Raw genomic sequence first — 17,078 nt, forward strand, 5'->3', positions numbered from 1 at the left:
TAGAGTATAACATATCCAGCTACTACTCTATTAAGTAACCTGAACAGTACCTTTTTCCAGACAAAGTATATGTTCTCTTTGAAAATGTGATAGTAAATGGTTATGACAAGTAAAAAAGAGTATCTGATTTTGTTTCAAGCTTTTAAGAAGCTCAATAATCTTTTTTGTCCTTTTGGCATCAAAATTAACAAAACTATCGTCAATGATAATAGGAAATTGATATTTTTCATAAAGGGTCGTAGCCAAAGCCAAGCGAATGGAAACATATAACTGCTCTGTAGTCGCTTGACTAAGTTCATTTGCCTCAAATAGGGTATGATCATCACGTTCAACTAGAAAACCAGTCCCAGTTTTTTGCAAATGAATTCTTTTATAGCTGCCATCAGTTAGAAATGACATGTATTCCTCTGCTTTTGACAACATTCTTGGCAAATGCACATTCTTATATTTATCAATTGTATTCGATAAAATTTCTTGTGCCAAACGAAACACGGACCATTCTTTCGCTGCCTCTTCTAATTCAAAGTTTTTCTGTTTAAACTGATGGAGAATGTTTGAATACATTCCTCCCTCTTCTAGTACTTGAATCTCATAATTAAGAGCGGCATTCTCATTTTGATTATTTTCCAGCCTTACTTGTATTTTTTGTACTTCAATCTCCCACTGCCTTATTAATTCGTCACTCTCGTGAATAGACAAATAGACTTCCTGTTCCTCTTTTGAAATAAATGAATATTGTAGTTGGTCTTGCAGATGACGCTGCCTATCGAGCAGCTCTTCCCGCTTTTTTGCTTTTTCTCCCAATTCATAGAATTGCTGCTCTGAATTTACATTTGCAGCAAGTAAAAGTTTGTTATGTTCTGTTTGTAAAAGTTCTAGTTCCTGCACTTTTTGTTTTAAATCTGCTTTAAGTTCTTCCAGCTTATTGGCTCTCTCATGGCTCTTAATTAATTTTTCATGTTCTTCCTTTAGCTTATTTCTTAATAAATAGGCTATATTATGTAAATCATGGCCTATTTCTTGTAAAAAACGATTTCCAAAAGAGCTTATACCTTCCTCAACAACAGACTGTTGATGTGTGATTTGTTCTATCTTTAGGATTAGTTGCTTTTTATCTCGACAGATTGATTTATACTGTTCAATATACTCAAAAGCCTCAGCTAAAAAACTGGCTCCAATGTATTCCGGTATATTTAACTCTTTACTTATCGAGAAAAGTTTTTCTTTGTTTTCTGCTGCCGTCAATTCCCAGTCCTCAAACTTAGAAATAACTTTCTCATATTGTGATTGCTGCTGTTTTAACTTCAGTTTTAACAGTTGCAATTCTTGTCTCCTTTGATTGTCTAAGGTTAATCGGTTCTCGAGTGTTTTAAAATCCAGATATTCTGCAGTTTGGAGATTTCGCTGTAATGCTTTTTCCTTTTCTTTTAAACTATTGATTGTCTGTTGAATGTTCCCTTCATTTGTCTGCTTTGTTCCTTTTACTAGTAGGAATACAAGACTTATACACCCTACTAAGCCAACAGCTAACAGGAACCATTGCTTAGTAAATATCCCGTATAAAAACACTCCGAATAATATCAATTCAAAGAGAAGTAACTGAAGCTTTCTTTCACCTTTTAACTTGATATTTGCAGCTTGTTTTCGTTCATTTTCTAGTTGAAAAAATGCAATTTTGTCCTGTATTGTTTTTAATTCCCATTCGAAACTTTTTTTATCATTCTTTTGATTTAATTGTTCCTCTAATGGTATTCTCTCTATTTGTGGCAGGATTTTATTTTCAGCAAAACGAACTTCTTTCTCTATATCTTCAAGAGCTTTTTTTTCCTCTTGGTATATCTTTTCTAATTCTTCCTTCATTTCTTCCAGCTTTTGTTTTTTACGTGTTACTGTTTCTACTTGGTTTTTCATATAAATATTTGTATTGATATGTAAGATTTCTTCATCAGTTAAAGGCAAATGAAGCTTTTCTCTAGTGATGGAAAGCTGCTCATCATATTCTGCGAGTTTCCGTTCACTTTGCTGTTTCTCCATCTTCGCTTGTTCGATTATTGGAATTTGGTCAAGTAGTTTTACTATAACTGGCTCGTTAGTAAGCAGCTCAGGATCGGGTTGAATATCCACTAATTGCTCTTTTAAATTTTCTACTCTATTAGTGATGCTTGTAATCTCTGCTTTATAAGGATGAATTAGCTGATTAATTTTTTCAATTCTTTCTATCCCACGGGCAGGAAAATCAACTTCTCCCAATTCATTTAGCGTCTTTTCTGTCCAGCGTTCTTCCTTAACTGCTGATTCGATTCTCTTCCATTCTTTCAATTTATTGATCTTCTCGGTCGTTTCCTGAAACGCACCACTAATTTGAAGCATCTCCCGACTCAAGGTTTCCTTTTTCATTAACAGCTCATCGTATTCATTATTTCTTCCTGCGGCCTTCTTCAATTGGACCTTTAAATCATTGAGTTCCTGTAATTTTTCATTTAAGATTGGTTTCTTTCCGGAGGGCTTAAAACGAGCATCTAATTCTCTCTGCAAAAAACTTTCTGCTTTAGATAGCTGCTCTGTCCCCAAGGTTCCAGCTGAAAATAAAAACTTACCAATTTCTTCTCCCTTCATTTGATGGATGTTTTGCAGTCCTTGTAAATTAAAGGAGAAAACTGCTTGGAACAAGCTCTTATCAAAGTTTCCAATCAAGTTTTTAAGGAGCTCTTCACCGCCGATAGCCCCATTATCCAACATGACCTTTACATCCCCTGCAGCTTTACCCTTTACACGTTCAATCACAGCAAATCCATGTTCTTCGTGATAAACTCTAAGCTTTCCACCGTATTTGGTACTATGTTTTGGTTCATAGCGGAGATCAGATGAATGCTTTGTAGGGAAACCAAATAAAATCCCATGAATTAAGGCCATTAAGGTTGATTTTCCCGCTTCATTCTCCCCGTAGAATATTTGAAAATCTGAAAGAGATTTAATCACTACATTTTCCAACTGACCGTATCCATATATGTATATTTCAAGAATTTTCATGCCTCTCCTCCTTTAATTAGGCCTGATAAAGTAATTCAATTAATAACTTTTCTGCCTTTTCAAGCAATTCATCTTTCTCTGCCTCAACTAAATGTGGTAAGTATTTTCTTCCTAAGTTATGCTCATATAAAGGGGCTAAGGCTTGATCCGTTTGGTCATAATGTTTGATCGTCTCAAATAGCTCCCCATAAAAATTTGCTTCTGTTTTTAATTTATCTTTATTAATCATTAATTTTTCCGTCAAACTCAAGTCAGCCGTCCAAACAAAAGACTCCTCTTCTCTTTCGTCCTCTAATAAAAGTTCTAGTAATTCACTATTACTGCTTCTTTGTTCGCGAACATCTTCGAGCTGCGTATTTTTCAATGTAAGGGAAAGTAACGTTCCAATACGTTCCTTTCTCACAGTATTAATAGCCGATTGACATAAATGGTAAAGATCATCAAAGCTTACTGCTGTCGCAGCATCGACAGTTACATCTTCCCAAATAATATCGGAAGCTTCTATAAAGTCCAATTGTGCCTCTGAATCTTTAAAATCCACATAATAAAATCCTTTACTTCCAGACTCTTTCTTATTTCTCCCTTGAATATTACCCGGATAAATAATAGTCGGGGCCAAAGATAATACAGCACGTTTGTGAATATGCCCTAAAGCCCAATAGTCAAAATTTTTCTGGATGAGGTCCTTTAAGGTAAATGGGGCATAATTGTCATGCTCTGTTCCAGCACTTTCATTTCCGTGCAAAATGCCAATATGGTAATCCGCGCCATCCAATTTACAATATTCATCAATTTTCCGATCATACACATGTCTTGTTCCATAACTAAAACCATAAAGATGGACAGTGGCACCGCTTTTTGTCTGCAATACCTTGGTTTCAACCTTGCTGTTAAAAACATGAACATTTTTTGGCATGTCAAGATTTACCCAAGAACCATTTAAATGATCATGATTACCATGGACAATATAGACAGGAATCTTTTCATCGTTCAGTTTCTCCATTTCCTTTCGAAAACGAGCTTGGGCACGTATGCTGCGGTCCTCGCCATCATATATATCTCCTGCAATGATTACAAAATCGACTTGCCGCTCTATCGCAGCAGAAGTTAATTTTTTTAATGCTGTAAAAGTACTCTCTTTTACTCTATTAAAGATATTTTCAGGCAAATGCTTTAATCCAACCATCGGACTATCCAAATGCAGATCAGCGGCATGTATAAACGATATCTTTTTCATAAATTATTCCTTTCACTGTCTTTTCTCCATTGTAGCACTTTTAACACAAAAATGCGAATGCATGTTCTAAAACTAAAGAGCCTTACCAAGTTTGGTAAAGCTCTAATAAATTATTGATTTTTGGTTAATTGTAATGCCTTCTTAATGTCTTTATAGGAGTTAGACTTACCATACATTAATACACCCCCACGGTAGACACGGGCCCCAAAGACAGCAAGTATTAGGGATTGTTAAAGACAAATCATTGACGGCTGTAGAACTTCCAAATCGTTTGGAAACGTGCTCAAGTTTAAGAACCATATTACGCACTCCATTTCTTCTTTATTACGAATATACCATAAATTGGTTTCGGATTATTTTTTTGAAAAGTTAATTGAATTGTGTGAAAATATAAAAGAAGTCGATTTCCATACGTTGTGCATTGCTCTTTATTATATTTGATTAATCAAGGGGGAGTTATCGATGAAAACTTATAAACTAACAGCCTTCGAAGCAAATGGTGAAAAACTATTAGATGAAAGTCTTCTAGCAGAAAATGATGAGGCTGCAAAGAAGCAAGGGGAACAATTGTTATCAGAGAAGCAGCTATTAGAAAAAACACATCGGTTAACCTCACCTAGCGGCAAGCTTTTGCTGTTTCACTCTTAAAGCAACAAGGAAGCCCTTGGGCTTCTTTGTTGCTTTATCTTCCAATAAAATTTGGTTTCCTTTTTTCAATAAATGCCCTTATTCCTTCTCGGTGGTCAAGCGTTTCTCTCATTTTTTGCTGGCCGTATTTCTCTAATTCCAGTACTTTTAATAACTGTGGGCGATTCTTCTCTGCCATTATTTTTTTTGTTTTAATCATAGCCTGAACCGGACGACTTAACCAATCTTGAACCCTTGCCTCCAAGGATTCCTGAAGTTCATCTTCTGCCACTTCTTGAATTAATCCCAGCTTTAATGCCTCATCAGGAGTTAATTTATTACCGTCCCAAATCACCTGCTTGGCCTTGGTTTCACCTAATCTTTTTTCTAAAAAGAAGTGGGCACCCCCATCCGGAATCAAGCCAATTCCAATAAAATTCATTGCAAGCTTACTTGTCTTATCCGCAATTATGTAATCAGTCGCCAAAGCTAGACTAAATCCGAGGCCAGCTGCTGCACCGGAAACCGCACTAATAGTTAGTTTCGGAAGGCTGTACAAAGTAATAATCAATTCACTAATCCAATCCATTACAGGAAAGAAATCACTTTCATTCATGTTTGAAAGCATTGTTTTTATATCTCCACCCGAAGAGAAGGCCCTTCCTTTTCCTGTTAAGACCACAATATCTACCTTATCGGACACACTAATTTCCTTTAGCTTACAAACTAACCCCTTTATGACATCTATATCCAATGCGTTTAATGCTTCCGGCCGGTTTAATTCAATCGTCGCAACACGCCCATTCACACGTAAATTCACCTTATCCGTTACAAAATTAATTGACATGGGACATACCCTCCCTTTTTACTCACTCACTTTCATTATATATGGAAATGGAGAGAATAAATACAAAATTTCAAAAATTATAGAAAATTTATCCAATAAAAAAACTCCCGCTTTTTTAAGCAGGAGAGTTTTTTTCTGAAAATAATTCATCTAAAATGTCTAGTTTATCCTGTGTATATGCTTCGAAGTTGTCATTATAAGATTTAGGGTCCTTTGGATTGGCAAAATGAGTGATTTTCCCAGATACCGGATCAATAAATTTGCTTGCAGCCCCACAGCCAAGTCCAATAATGGTCTGTTGTTCTTCCATAATCATAATATTATAAATGCTTTCCTGGTTAGGGAACGAATAACCTACATTCTCTAAATTTCCAAGGATATTCTTTTGCCTGTACAAGTAATATGGTACATACCCGTGATCTTTGGTCCACTTCTCCGCAAGCTCCATCATTTTTTCCACTTCTTGACGCGGAGCCACCTTATACTTTTCCTTATTTTTCGTCATTTCGGATGCACGTTTAAATGACAATGTATGCACTGTCAATGACTCAGGCATCAATTTCTTTGATTCCATTAAGGAATGGGTGAATTCCTCGAGTCCCTCTCCAGGAAGACCAATAATTAAGTCCATGTTAATATTATTCATACCCATTTTACGAGCCATATGGTACTTTTCTATTGTCTCTGTAACAGTGTGATGTCTGCCAATTGCCTTTAATGTTTCTTGTGTATATGATTGTGGATTTATACTAATTCGGTCAATATTCCACTTTTTAAGGACTTCTAATTTTTCAGGTGTAATGGTATCTGGCCGTCCTGCTTCAACTGTAATTTCACGAATGTTTTCAACATCAGGGAACGATGTATACATTTCTTCGTAAAGCATGTCCATTTCTTCTGCTGTGATACTCGTCGGGGTACCTCCTCCATAATAGACCGTTGTAATCTTAACACCTTTCTCCTTTAGCCAAGCACCAACTTTTCTCATTTCATAATGCAGCCCGCCCAAGAAAGAGTTTACAGATCCTTGTCTGCCGTTTATAGCATAGGCAGGAAATGTACAATAGGCGCACTTTGTCGGACAGAACGGGATACCTATATAGATGCTGACTTCCTTTTTCAGTGAGTAAAGATCAGGTACGACAGCAAGCTGACGATCAACAATATGCTGCATTAACTCAATCTTCTCATCACTAATTAAGTAATCCTCTTTTAATTGCTGATGCGCTTCTTTTAGTGGAATTCCTTGCTGGACTTTTCGATGAAGTAATTTTGTAGGTCTGACACCTGTTAAAATTCCCCATTTTTGTATCATACCTGTCCAGTCCTGAAGTACAGTTAAATAAACATGAGCCACCGCATGCTTGATTTGCTTAAATTGTTCCTTTTCCATCAGTGATCCGTTTAATTCTTTTTGGTAATTAGCGACATGTACCTCTCCGTTCTGGTCCTTCAATTCAGCAGAAACTGCTATTAAATTTTTCACCTGTAACGTAAACTTTATTTGAACATCAGCATCGCTTTGCTCAGCCATGATGATTTCAGATTCCTCAAAAAATAAATTGGCAATAAGCTGCATTTGCCGGTTAAATCTTTCATCCTCTATTCCAATAATCGAAATTCGCAAAGTTTATCACCTTTCATTTAAAAAGCACAAGTACCTTTATAATTCTAGGCTGCTTGTGCTAGACATTACTAAACTCTCTTAAGTGTACAAAATCAAGAAATTAAGGTCAATATGGGAAAAGTGGAAGCGCCTTGACCAAGCTTTGAGCTGGACAATTTTCAAAGTTCACTTGAAATAGAAAAAGATATCATGGCTTTACCATGATATCTCTAGTTCTCAATTCTTAATAATCTTCATTTTCCTTAAAAATTCAATTGGCTGCTGTTTACGGAAATGTTCCTTTACCATGTAGGCGACACCCTGTTCATTTTTCGATCTTGTTACCCAATCGGATGCCCTTTTTACTTCAAAATCCGCATTCCACATTGAAACGCCAAGTCCGGCTGCTTCAATTAATGGAATATCATCCAGGCCATCTCCTATATAAACCATTTCACTTCTCTTAATGCCAAGCTGATTTCCTAAATAAGATAATCCAGTAAGTTTTGAAACTCCCGATGGAACAATATCAAGCCTTAGTGAATCCAACTGAATCACTTCAATCTCCGAAAACATTTTTCTTAATGCCTGAACCGAATCCTTAAGGTCCCGCTCATCTTCAAAGTAAACTTCTATTTTAGGTGGGGACACTGGCTGGTCATGCAAGTATTCACTCAGAGAAGATACAAATTGCTGGGAATAGAAAACAGGATCGCCAGATGTAAATACTGTTTTAGCCAGCAGTTGATTATTGAGCTTTAATTTATTTGCTAACGAAAACTGCTCATGCACTAGACGAATTTGGCATGGCATTGCTTCTAAAAAACGGATTGTATCGTAAGTAATATCCTCATTGATTCTTTTGACATATACTGGCTTCTCCACGTTACTTGCTATAAAAGCCCCTTGGTGAGTAATAAGAGGTGCTGTTATTTTTAACGCCTTTGCCACCTTCTTAGCCGAAGGAAAGCTTCGCGAAGTAACTAGTGTTACATAGATTCCTTTTTGTTGAACATATTCGAGTGCTTCCTTTGTTGATTTATGAATTTTTCCATTTGATTGTAGAAGCGTTCCATCAATATTTAGCGCAAGCAAGCGATAAATCATTATGTTGCCCCCTGTTCTTGGTGAATTACCTTTATATCACTTTTATGACCTTTCACCCACATATAGAACAAAAAGCGAAAGCCCCCGGGATTAAAGAACCCGAGGGCTTTCATATGAATCACAAATTTCCGTATAAATCTTCCAATGGTTTCATAATAATTTTGTTTAATTCACCAATGATCATGCTCATTCGCTGCTCTGCTTCCATAAGCCCGGCAATTTTTTGATTTTGCTGAACAAGAGCGACGGTGGATTGTGCCTGTTGAATTTCCTGCTCAGAGATGTTTTGGCCCATCATCTGTTTTTGCTGTAAATTCATTTGCATCTGGCGGAATTGATCAAACATTTGTTTTGCTTGAGGATCCATATTTACTTCGTTATATGCCTGCTTTAATTGTGTATACTCAGGACTTTGACGAATTGCTGTTTCTAACGCATAGGCGGAATCATATAAATTAACTGCCATTTAAGTCACTCCTTTTTATATAAATATCTTAACAACTATAACAAACTATTCAATTAAATGCGAGAATGTTCAAATCACCTTTCCGCCCTTATTTACATAAATTACTTATATCAACTAATGCCCATCATTCTAGAAAATGAGGAGTGATTATGTCTTTTTCGTTAACCCCTATTCAGATTCAACCCGTAAAAGTAAAAGAAAAAGATTCAAACGTTATTCAAATGTCAGCCCATTTGTTTAAAAGGCTGCAATTAAATAAACAACAGGAGCTGAACTTATCTATAGGTCGAAAAAACACACCCGCAATCGTTCAAATAGAAGATTTACCTAATAACATTATCCATCTATCTGAAGAATTAATGAAATACTTTTACCTCCCCATACAACCCCTTAAATTTCAAGCAATCGTTCTTCCCGATCATCTGACGTTAAAACTGGGACCTATCGCAGCTTTATTAACAGATTCCATTGAGAACAGAAACGATGGAGCCTACTTTCGTTCTATTCATTTGTTTTGTGACGAACTAGAGCAAGGAATAAGGGAAAAGGGCGGATTTTTCTATGTGTTTTCTTATGATCAGTTTTTAAATGAGGGATTTTTTTTAGAAAACGGAAAATGGGTCAAGGCACAGCTGCCTGCCCCTGATGTAATTTATAATCGAATTCATTCAAGGGTCCTAGAGTATAAAAAAGAATTTAAACATTTCCGAGAAAAACTTAACCAATTGTTCATTCCATTTTTTAATGACCGCTTTCTGTCAAAGTGGGAAGTCTACGACCATCTAAAAGATGAGACGCAGCTAGATTCCTATATACCGGAAACAAAATTATTTTCAAAAGATCATTTTTATGAATTGGCCCAAAAGTATGAATCGCTTTTTCTTAAACCAATCCATGGAAGTCAGGGAAGAAATATTATAAAAATAAAACGTGAACCGGATTCTCATTACTCCATTGAAACCTCATTGAAATCCTTGCCAGCTAACTTCGGAGAACAGTTCACCTTAGATGAATTATTTCGACAAATCAAACCACTTATTCATAATCGAATTTATATTATACAACAAGGAATCCCGCTGATGTCATATCAATCAGCTTCGATGGATTTCCGTGTCCTATGCCACCAGAATTTGCATAACCATTGGATTGTTACCTCCACAGTCGCAAGGATTGCAGCTAAACAAGAGTTTGTCTCTAATTTATCAAGAGGTGGTACCCTTACAAGACCATTAATAGCACTAAGAACAGTTATGAGCGAAAAAAAATCTATGGAAGTACTAGCCCTAATGAAGGAATTGGCACTTGTAACTGCTGGAATTATAAGTGAAAGTTCACAGGGCATCATGGGAGAACTCGGTATCGACATCGGTGTGGATCAAGATGGGAAACCATGGCTGATTGAGGTGAATTCTAAGCCATCTAAAAACTTTGAAGATGGTTTAACAAAAATAAGACCATCTGCCCGAGCTATTATTCAGTTTTGTACCATTCTAGCATTTGATACAGCTGTTTTTAAGGAGGATTTATAAAGTGATAACATTCGGTATTATGTCCTTAAATCTAGAAAGTGAAAATTCATATATAAACGAAATTGCATGTCATGCTGAATCCTTAAGTATGGAGGTTTTCAGGTTTATTCCATCCGAAATTAATCCCCATACGCTTCTTGTTAAGGGGAGGAAATTTAACCCAGTAACAAAAAACTGGAGGGATTGTGAAGCTCCCATCCCAACCATCGTTTATGATCGCTGTTTTTACGGAGAGGATGAGCATTCCAAACAATGCCTTCCAATTGTAACCTGGTTAAAAAGCCGAAGTGATATTATCTTTTTAGGCTATGGTCTGCCTAATAAACTCGAATTATACCAGGTCTTAAAGAATACCCCACTATCATCCTATTTACCTCAAACACAAGCAGTTTTAGATGTTGACAGTGTTTTAAGTGAATTGACAGCAAAGCACAAAGTTATTTTAAAACCAATCAACGGTTCGCAAGGTTACGGAATCTATTACTTAAAAAGAAATGAAAAAACCATTCACGTTAAAACTGAAAAGCAAAAAAGGATTATTTCACGTATATTTCCCAATGAGGCCAAGCTCGTTCAATGGTTGAAACAATTATTAAAACAGCGTAACTATTTACTACAGCCATATTTGGAGCTCTCTAATAAAGAACACCAGCCTTTTGATATTCGTACCCTCTTGCAAAAAAACGAGCGGGGGCAATGGAAGGAACAGGGGCGTGGCGTTAGGATTGGAAGTACGGGAGGTATTTTATCAAACCTGGCTGCAGGTGGGAGTGTAATTACCTTTAAAGAATGGATCACTTCCTTGAAGCCATCAAAAGGAGAGTATATACAGCAAGAGTTAGATTATATATTCGACATCCTTCCCTCTACCTTAGAAAAAAACTTTATGCCGCTGTTTGAAATAGGTATCGATATTGGTATCGCCAAGGATGGTTCCATATGGATACTAGATATCAACTCCAAACCAGGCAGGAAAGTTCTACTATTCACAAATCCTGAATTAAAAGACACCCTTTATACTAAACCACTGCTTTATGGAAAACATCTTTTTGAGACAGGACCGACGGAAAGGAAGGTCTATTATGAGAAAACATTATCTCATTGAGGTCGCACAAAATGACCAATTAATTGTCTTTTGTCCTCCGAATTTAATTGAAGATAAACAGATTAAAAGAATTGCCTTTGGTTCAAAATCAATGGAAGTTGAGTTCCTTCCCCATCCAGACCAAAATGACCGAATATCTATCAGCAGGAAAATACAAGAAAGAATTCAGTTTCCTAATTTCAAAGTACCCTTACATGCCTTCCTAGAGAATGAAGTTCTCTATATCGGTCCATTAGTCGGTATTTTTACAGCAGGATTTACCTCATACCCTGACCAGCCCATAGGTGAACGAACTCAATTTTTTGCTAAACTTCTCTCTGTCAATCGGTCTGTCGGTGCCCTTCCATTTGTTTTTGGCGAACAGCATATTGATTGGAAGCTAGGAACGATTGAAGGATATTTCTTTCACGAAAACAAGTGGAAAACAGTGGATGTGCCTTTCCCTAATGTCATCTATGACCGATTACCAAATCGTAAAAGTGAGGAAAATCCTAAATTAATTAAGGCAAGAAATCGTCTTCAAAAGGAGTACTTGATCCCATGGTACAATCCTGGATTCTTTAATAAACTTGATATTTATGAAAGACTTCAGCAGGATTCATCTGTTACACCATATTTACCGGAAACTTATCCGTTTATATCCTTTTCCTCCATTGAGATGATGCTCTCTAAATATGGTCATGTTTTTATTAAACCCAAAAATGGAAGTCTCGGATATGGTGTTCATCAAGTCATTTATGACAAACATACAGATCATTATTATTGCCGCTATCAAGATGAAGCAGGCCAAAATCGTTTACGAAAATACTCCACTTTGGAACGATTATTTCAATCGGTGTTTTCCTCCCTTTCACTAGACAGAATGCTGGTCCAGCAGGGTATTCATTTACTTAGAAAGGATCAGCGTTCGGTGGATTTCCGAGTTCATACCAACAAAGACGATTCCGGTCAGTGGCGTGTTACAGCGATTGCCGGAAAAATTGCCGGTCAAGGCAGTGTAACCACCCATGCTAGAAGCGGTGGTGATATTAAAACCATCAACGAAATTTTCTCAGAAGATGAAGCAAAAATTTACACCGAAAAATTAAGTCATGCTGTTCTTTTATTAAGTAAAGCACTTGATAAAAATATTGAAGGAATAATTGGTGAGATTGGTTTTGATTTAGGCATTGATCGAAACGGAGACGTCTGGCTTTTTGAAGCTAATTCAAAACCTGGCAGATCTATCTTTAGTCATCCGGAGCTAAAAGAATTTGATTTATTAACACGAAAATTATCCATAGCATTTGCCGTCTTTTTAACAGAGCAGTCGCTATTACATCCAGAGGAATTATTTAAATGAAAAACAATGTTATACCGTTGATTGGTATTGTAACTTCAAGCAAAACAGATGGATCCATCGCCGGAAATGGACCACTTTTTATAGAAATACAAAAAAGGCTTATTTCCCTCAATGGAATAAGCTTTGTCTTTCTACCGGAAGAAGTAAAAGAAGATTATATAAATGGGTATATCTTTTCACCAGAGGAAAATCGCTGGAAAAAAGGATGTTTCCCTTTCCCTCATCTTGTTTATAATCGAATCCCTTTCAGAAAAGCGGAGAAGGATGAAAAAAGTCAGAAGTTATTTTCAAAATTGAAGGAAAAAAAAATCCCCTTTTTTAACCCTTGCTTTATCGATAAATATGACCTTTACCAATTATTAAAAAACGATAGCATTCTTCAACATTATTTGCCTGAAACAATCCCAGTAGCGGAACCAGAGAATTTGTTACCCTTTCTAAAAAAGTTTGGAGGTATTTATCTAAAACCCACCCAATCTTCAAAGGGAAAAGGAATCGTTCGTATTAGAATAACCGATTCTTCTGAAATCCAATTAGAGGGTATTAAAATCCATGAAAACTTCCATTCCTTTGATCATTTTTGGAAGGAATGGAAGGAAGAATTACTTAAAAAATCATATTTAGCACAGGAGGAAATACGCCCGGCAAAATATAATGGCAGCCGTTTTGATTTTCGAATTTTAGCCCATGCGAATCGCGGGGAATATACTCTAACTGGAGTTGGAATTAGACTTTCCGAGGATCAGGATGTCACAACACATATCCCAGCAGGAGGGAAGTTTCTTCCCTATCAGCTCTTTCAATCAAACGAGCATGATGAATTTTTCCAAAAGATTATTTCTAATGTCGGAAATGCTCTCTCAAGTCGTTTCGGCTTCTTTGGTGAATTTACGATTGATGCAGGATTAAGTGAAACAGGTCGTTATTATATATACGAGGTGAATTCGAAACCAATGAGTTTTGATGAAGTTGATATCGAGGGGAAAAAAATCGAAAATCTGTGCCTTTTATTTCTTCAACATATAGAGATGAATGAAAACCCTCCCTTTCCCGCAAACTAGAGCAATAGCCTGTTTCCTTTTATCTCAAGGAATCTTCAGCGTGCTTGAATACCAACATGCTAACTTTTTGTGCAGAAAGGGTGAATGTTTTGAGTAAAGAAAATTTAACAAATAAAGAATCTGCATATGAAGGCAGAGATAAAGCCTATGTAGATGTAGACCGTATGATAAATGAAGGCTTGTCCGGTGGTTCGGTCCATTCCCGCCACGATGCCGCCAATATTGAAGAAGCACATGATCTTCCTAAAGAACAACCACCTGCTGAAATTGAATAAATGTTAAGTGGCTGTACGGTAAAAAGCTCGTACAGCCATTTCTCTTTTGTGCACAGCCACACAATTGGTATAATAATGGATAAAGCCTGAAAATTTTAATAACGGGGAAATCAACATGATAAAAAAATTATTGTCGTTCTATCAAAATTCCATCTTTTTTCCAAGCAAACCAAAAAGCCCATCAGAGCGTTTCTTCTATTTTTGCGATGAATCAGAGGATGCATGGGTAGCTATACCTAAAACCGAGCTTAATGAACGAGAAATAAACCTCCTTAAAACACTTTATACTTTGGTGGAATTTCCTAATTCAAATCTTCATCCGACTATAAAGGCATGGCATGATTTTTTATATTCAGGTGGTCCATTACCAAGCTACTCAACTGGAAATACATTAAGGATTATCCAGCTGAATTTTAACGGAGTTGAGGTAAATCAACCTGAGATAGAATCGGCCTTAAAAGGTTTTTTCTCTGAAGATGTGATTATTCTTTGGGAAGGTCGAACCAGGGGGATTGTGGTAGAGGAGAAGGATTCCATGTCCCTTTCAGAGGAAGAGATCGTTTCGATGTCAGAAACACTTGAAAGTGATTTTTATGTGAAAATTTCTTTTTATATTGGAAAACCATGCGTATTTTCACCGGAATTACCTAGCAAGTTCCATCAGGAAAAAGAATATTTTTCTTTTGCCCTCTCCCAAATGCACCAATCTAATACATTTACTTTTGAACGGGTGTTCCCAGCTTATTTAGCTTATTCCTTGCCGCAAGAATTAATTGCAATGGTCAGTCAAGAAATAATTGATCTTTTTAAAGAAGAACCTGAAATGTTTTCAACCATCAAAGTGTTTCTTGAAAACAATTTAAATGCTAGTATGACAGCTAAGAAATTATATATCCATCGAAATACATTACAGTATCGGATTGATAAATTTATTGAAAAAACCGGCATTGGCCTTAAAGATTTTTATGGAGCCTTCACTGTTTTTTTAGCTTGTCTGCTCTTTGAACAACAAAAATGACAAAATGCCCAAAAAAGCGTTTTCATTTTTTGTGCAACCTGTCCATATGTAAATGTTTTCATTCCCTGTAAACTAAAGATACAACTTATTCAGGGAGGAAGAGACAAATGGCTGAATTAAAATTAGATCATATTTATAAAATTTACGACAATAAAGTAACTGCGGTACAGGACTTCAACTTGCATATTGAAGATAAGGAATTTATCGTGTTTGTTGGACCATCTGGCTGTGGAAAGTCTACTACTCTACGAATGATTGCCGGACTTGAAGATATCTCAAAAGGTGACTTTTTCATCGATGGAAAAAGAGTTAACGATGTAGCTCCAAAAGATCGTGATATTGCGATGGTATTCCAAAACTACGCTCTTTATCCTCACATGACTGTATATGATAATATGGCATTTGGATTGAAATTACGTAAGTTTCCAAAAGATGAAATTGAACGCCGTGTAAAAGAAGCAGCAAAAATCCTTGGCTTAGAAGCCTACCTAACTCGTAAACCAAAAGCACTTTCAGGTGGTCAACGTCAGCGTGTTGCACTAGGCCGTGCGATTGTTCGTGACGCAAAGGTATTCTTAATGGACGAGCCATTATCAAACCTTGATGCTAAACTTCGTGTAGCGATGCGTGCAGAGATTGCAAAGCTTCACCGTCGTTTAGATACTACTACAATTTATGTTACTCACGACCAGACAGAAGCTATGACAATGGCAACACGTCTAGTTGTTATGAAAGATGGTGTAATTCAGCAAGTAGGTTCACCAAAAGAAGTATATGAAAAGCCAGAGAACGTCTTTGTTGGCGGCTTTATTGGTTCTCCTGCAATGAACTTCTTTAATGGAAAACTTCAAGATGGAAAATTCGTGATCGGTAATACATCGATTGCAGTTCCTGAAGGAAAAATGAAATTCTTACGTGAACAAGGTTATGTTGGAAAAGAAATAATCCTTGGTGTACGTCCAGAGGATATCCACGATGAGCCTGTATTTATTGAAGCATCTGCTGGAACAAAAATTAAAGCCAATATTGATGTTGCCGAGTTAACTGGTGCTGAATTAATGGTTTATTCTAGTCTCGGTGGTCAGGACTTCGTTGCTCGCCTAGATTCACGTGCGGATGTTCACCCTGGTGACACAGTAGACCTTGCTTTCGACCTAAATAAAGCTCATTTCTTTGATACAGATACTGAATCACGTATCAGAACTGTAAATGAAAGATAAATTTTTATAGAAGCATCGCCCCGTTATCTTAATAACGGGGTTATTCTTTTATAAAAATGACTTCGTCACTGTGACAAGCAGGACATCTGTATAGGTGTGGACATTTTTGCCCTGAATGGGTATCTGGATACCCATCCTCAAGTTTCATTAAATCAATTTCCATGTACGGACTATAATCATCATAAAAATCAATGAGCCGACCGCTTTCTAACATAGGTTCCCCACATTTCGTACACATTAAATAAACTTCCCTTAATCCATTACATACTGGGCATATGGCCAATAGAGTTCACCCTTTTATTAAGAAGATAATATTAGTTTGTGTTAAGTTAAAGTTCATATGTAATGGAAAAAACTAACATTAAAACTTTTTGAATAGAACTTTAAAAATTAATCATAATAAAGATTACAAAGCAACAATTACACCGATGGATGAAGCCAATCACAAGGGTAATATCCGGTGCAACTCCGGATCATCCAACCAAAATGAATCATCTCCAATTACTAATATTCTTTATCATAACCATGGATAATATGGGTTAGGCCAGGTGGCAATATTATGGTTCAATTCCATACTGACCCCAAAATTAATAAGAGGAGTGTTATTC

The 17,078-nt window shown here is 36.5% G+C and carries 15 protein-coding genes; 8 read left to right on the forward strand and 7 right to left on the reverse strand.

What is annotated here, in order from left to right; translation table 11 throughout:
- Positions 1–30: 30 nt before the first annotated feature.
- Both CVD27_RS17635 and CVD27_RS17640 read right to left on the reverse strand, forming a co-directional pair.
- On the reverse strand, positions 31–3,030 hold the full coding sequence (locus CVD27_RS17635) for an AAA family ATPase (RefSeq protein ID WP_101649203.1): 3,000 nt from the start codon (positions 3,028–3,030) through the stop codon (positions 31–33).
- Positions 3,031–3,046: 16 nt separating this feature from the next.
- On the reverse strand, positions 3,047–4,267 hold the full coding sequence (locus tag CVD27_RS17640; protein WP_101649204.1) for a metallophosphoesterase family protein: 1,221 nt from the start codon (positions 4,265–4,267) through the stop codon (positions 3,047–3,049).
- Between the two features lie 462 nt (positions 4,268–4,729).
- Between CVD27_RS17640 and CVD27_RS17645 the strand changes: the two genes are divergently transcribed.
- A complete protein-coding gene (locus tag CVD27_RS17645; RefSeq protein WP_101649205.1) occupies positions 4,730–4,915 on the forward strand; it encodes a YhzD family protein in 186 nt (61 codons plus the stop codon).
- Between the two features lie 34 nt (positions 4,916–4,949).
- Here CVD27_RS17645 and CVD27_RS17650 read toward each other — a convergent pair whose 3' ends face one another.
- From CVD27_RS17650 to CVD27_RS17665, 4 genes are all read right to left on the reverse strand, one after another.
- Positions 4,950–5,741: an enoyl-CoA hydratase gene (locus CVD27_RS17650; RefSeq protein ID WP_101649206.1), complete on the reverse strand. Its 792-nt coding sequence runs from the start codon at positions 5,739–5,741 to the stop codon at positions 4,950–4,952.
- Between the two features lie 115 nt (positions 5,742–5,856).
- Complete coding sequence (locus CVD27_RS17655; RefSeq protein ID WP_101649207.1) at positions 5,857–7,368, reverse strand: coproporphyrinogen III oxidase; 1,512 nt, start codon at positions 7,366–7,368, stop codon at positions 5,857–5,859.
- Between the two features lie 216 nt (positions 7,369–7,584).
- Positions 7,585–8,454, reverse strand: a complete 870-nt coding sequence (locus CVD27_RS17660) for a Cof-type HAD-IIB family hydrolase (protein ID WP_101649208.1) — start codon at positions 8,452–8,454, stop codon at positions 7,585–7,587.
- A gap of 118 nt (positions 8,455–8,572) precedes the next feature.
- Positions 8,573–8,920 carry a YlbF family regulator gene (locus CVD27_RS17665; RefSeq protein WP_101649209.1) on the reverse strand — a complete coding sequence of 116 codons (348 nt, stop codon included), beginning with the start codon at positions 8,918–8,920 and terminating at the stop codon, positions 8,573–8,575.
- Positions 8,921–9,069: 149 nt separating this feature from the next.
- Between CVD27_RS17665 and CVD27_RS17670 the strand changes: the two genes are divergently transcribed.
- The 7 genes from CVD27_RS17670 to CVD27_RS17700 all read left to right on the forward strand — a co-directional run bounded on the left by CVD27_RS17670 (position 9,070) and on the right by CVD27_RS17700 (position 16,470).
- On the forward strand, positions 9,070–10,449 hold the full coding sequence (locus tag CVD27_RS17670; RefSeq protein WP_101649210.1) for a YheC/YheD family endospore coat-associated protein: 1,380 nt from the start codon (positions 9,070–9,072) through the stop codon (positions 10,447–10,449).
- Position 10,450: 1 nt separating this feature from the next.
- Positions 10,451–11,554, forward strand: coding sequence for a YheC/YheD family endospore coat-associated protein (locus CVD27_RS17675; RefSeq protein ID WP_101649211.1), 1,104 nt, complete (start codon positions 10,451–10,453; stop codon positions 11,552–11,554).
- Positions 11,532–12,896: a YheC/YheD family endospore coat-associated protein gene (locus CVD27_RS17680; protein ID WP_101649212.1), complete on the forward strand. Its 1,365-nt coding sequence runs from the start codon at positions 11,532–11,534 to the stop codon at positions 12,894–12,896. The genes CVD27_RS17675 and CVD27_RS17680 overlap by 23 nt, the downstream gene beginning before the upstream one ends.
- The gene (locus tag CVD27_RS17685) at positions 12,893–13,957 is read left to right on the forward strand and encodes a YheC/YheD family endospore coat-associated protein (RefSeq protein ID WP_101649213.1); all 1,065 of its coding nucleotides are present in this window, start codon (positions 12,893–12,895) and stop codon (positions 13,955–13,957) included. Before CVD27_RS17680 ends, CVD27_RS17685 begins: the two co-directional genes overlap by 4 nt.
- An 89-nt stretch (positions 13,958–14,046) precedes the next feature.
- On the forward strand, positions 14,047–14,232 hold the full coding sequence (locus CVD27_RS17690; RefSeq protein WP_257984409.1) for a hypothetical protein: 186 nt from the start codon (positions 14,047–14,049) through the stop codon (positions 14,230–14,232).
- 115 nt (positions 14,233–14,347) lie between these two features.
- On the forward strand, positions 14,348–15,250 hold the full coding sequence (locus CVD27_RS17695; protein WP_101649214.1) for a PucR family transcriptional regulator: 903 nt from the start codon (positions 14,348–14,350) through the stop codon (positions 15,248–15,250).
- Between the two features lie 107 nt (positions 15,251–15,357).
- Positions 15,358–16,470 carry an ABC transporter ATP-binding protein gene (locus CVD27_RS17700; protein WP_101649215.1) on the forward strand — a complete coding sequence of 371 codons (1,113 nt, stop codon included), beginning with the start codon at positions 15,358–15,360 and terminating at the stop codon, positions 16,468–16,470.
- Positions 16,471–16,510: 40 nt separating this feature from the next.
- Here the strand turns inward: CVD27_RS17700 and CVD27_RS17705 are convergent, their stop codons facing one another.
- Positions 16,511–16,753 (reverse strand): hypothetical protein, encoded by a 243-nt coding sequence (locus CVD27_RS17705; protein WP_101649216.1) that lies wholly within the window; start codon positions 16,751–16,753, stop codon positions 16,511–16,513.
- Positions 16,754–17,078: the final 325 nt, after the last annotated feature.

It is taken from the genome of Neobacillus cucumis, from assembly GCF_002860255.1.
GTDB classification, from domain to species: Bacteria; Bacillota; Bacilli; order Bacillales; family Cytobacillaceae; genus Neobacillus; species Neobacillus cucumis_A.

What these genes read in the sequence shown, in the direction of transcription:
- CVD27_RS17635 (WP_101649203.1), bottom strand. Translation starts at nt 3,030, where the DNA reads ATGAAAATTCTTGAAATATACATATATGGATACGGTCAGTTGGAAAAT.
- CVD27_RS17640 (WP_101649204.1), bottom strand. Translation starts at nt 4,267, where the DNA reads ATGAAAAAGATATCGTTTATACATGCCGCTGATCTGCATTTGGATAGT.
- CVD27_RS17645 (WP_101649205.1), top strand. Translation starts at nt 4,730, where the DNA reads ATGAAAACTTATAAACTAACAGCCTTCGAAGCAAATGGTGAAAAACTA.
- CVD27_RS17650 (WP_101649206.1), bottom strand. Translation starts at nt 5,741, where the DNA reads ATGTCAATTAATTTTGTAACGGATAAGGTGAATTTACGTGTGAATGGG.
- CVD27_RS17660 (WP_101649208.1), bottom strand. Translation starts at nt 8,454, where the DNA reads ATGATTTATCGCTTGCTTGCGCTAAATATTGATGGAACGCTTCTACAA.
- CVD27_RS17665 (WP_101649209.1), bottom strand. Translation starts at nt 8,920, where the DNA reads ATGGCAGTTAATTTATATGATTCCGCCTATGCGTTAGAAACAGCAATT.
- CVD27_RS17670 (WP_101649210.1), top strand. Translation starts at nt 9,070, where the DNA reads ATGTCTTTTTCGTTAACCCCTATTCAGATTCAACCCGTAAAAGTAAAA.
- CVD27_RS17680 (WP_101649212.1), top strand. Translation starts at nt 11,532, where the DNA reads ATGAGAAAACATTATCTCATTGAGGTCGCACAAAATGACCAATTAATT.
- CVD27_RS17685 (WP_101649213.1), top strand. Translation starts at nt 12,893, where the DNA reads ATGAAAAACAATGTTATACCGTTGATTGGTATTGTAACTTCAAGCAAA.
- CVD27_RS17695 (WP_101649214.1), top strand. Translation starts at nt 14,348, where the DNA reads ATGATAAAAAAATTATTGTCGTTCTATCAAAATTCCATCTTTTTTCCA.
- CVD27_RS17700 (WP_101649215.1), top strand. Translation starts at nt 15,358, where the DNA reads ATGGCTGAATTAAAATTAGATCATATTTATAAAATTTACGACAATAAA.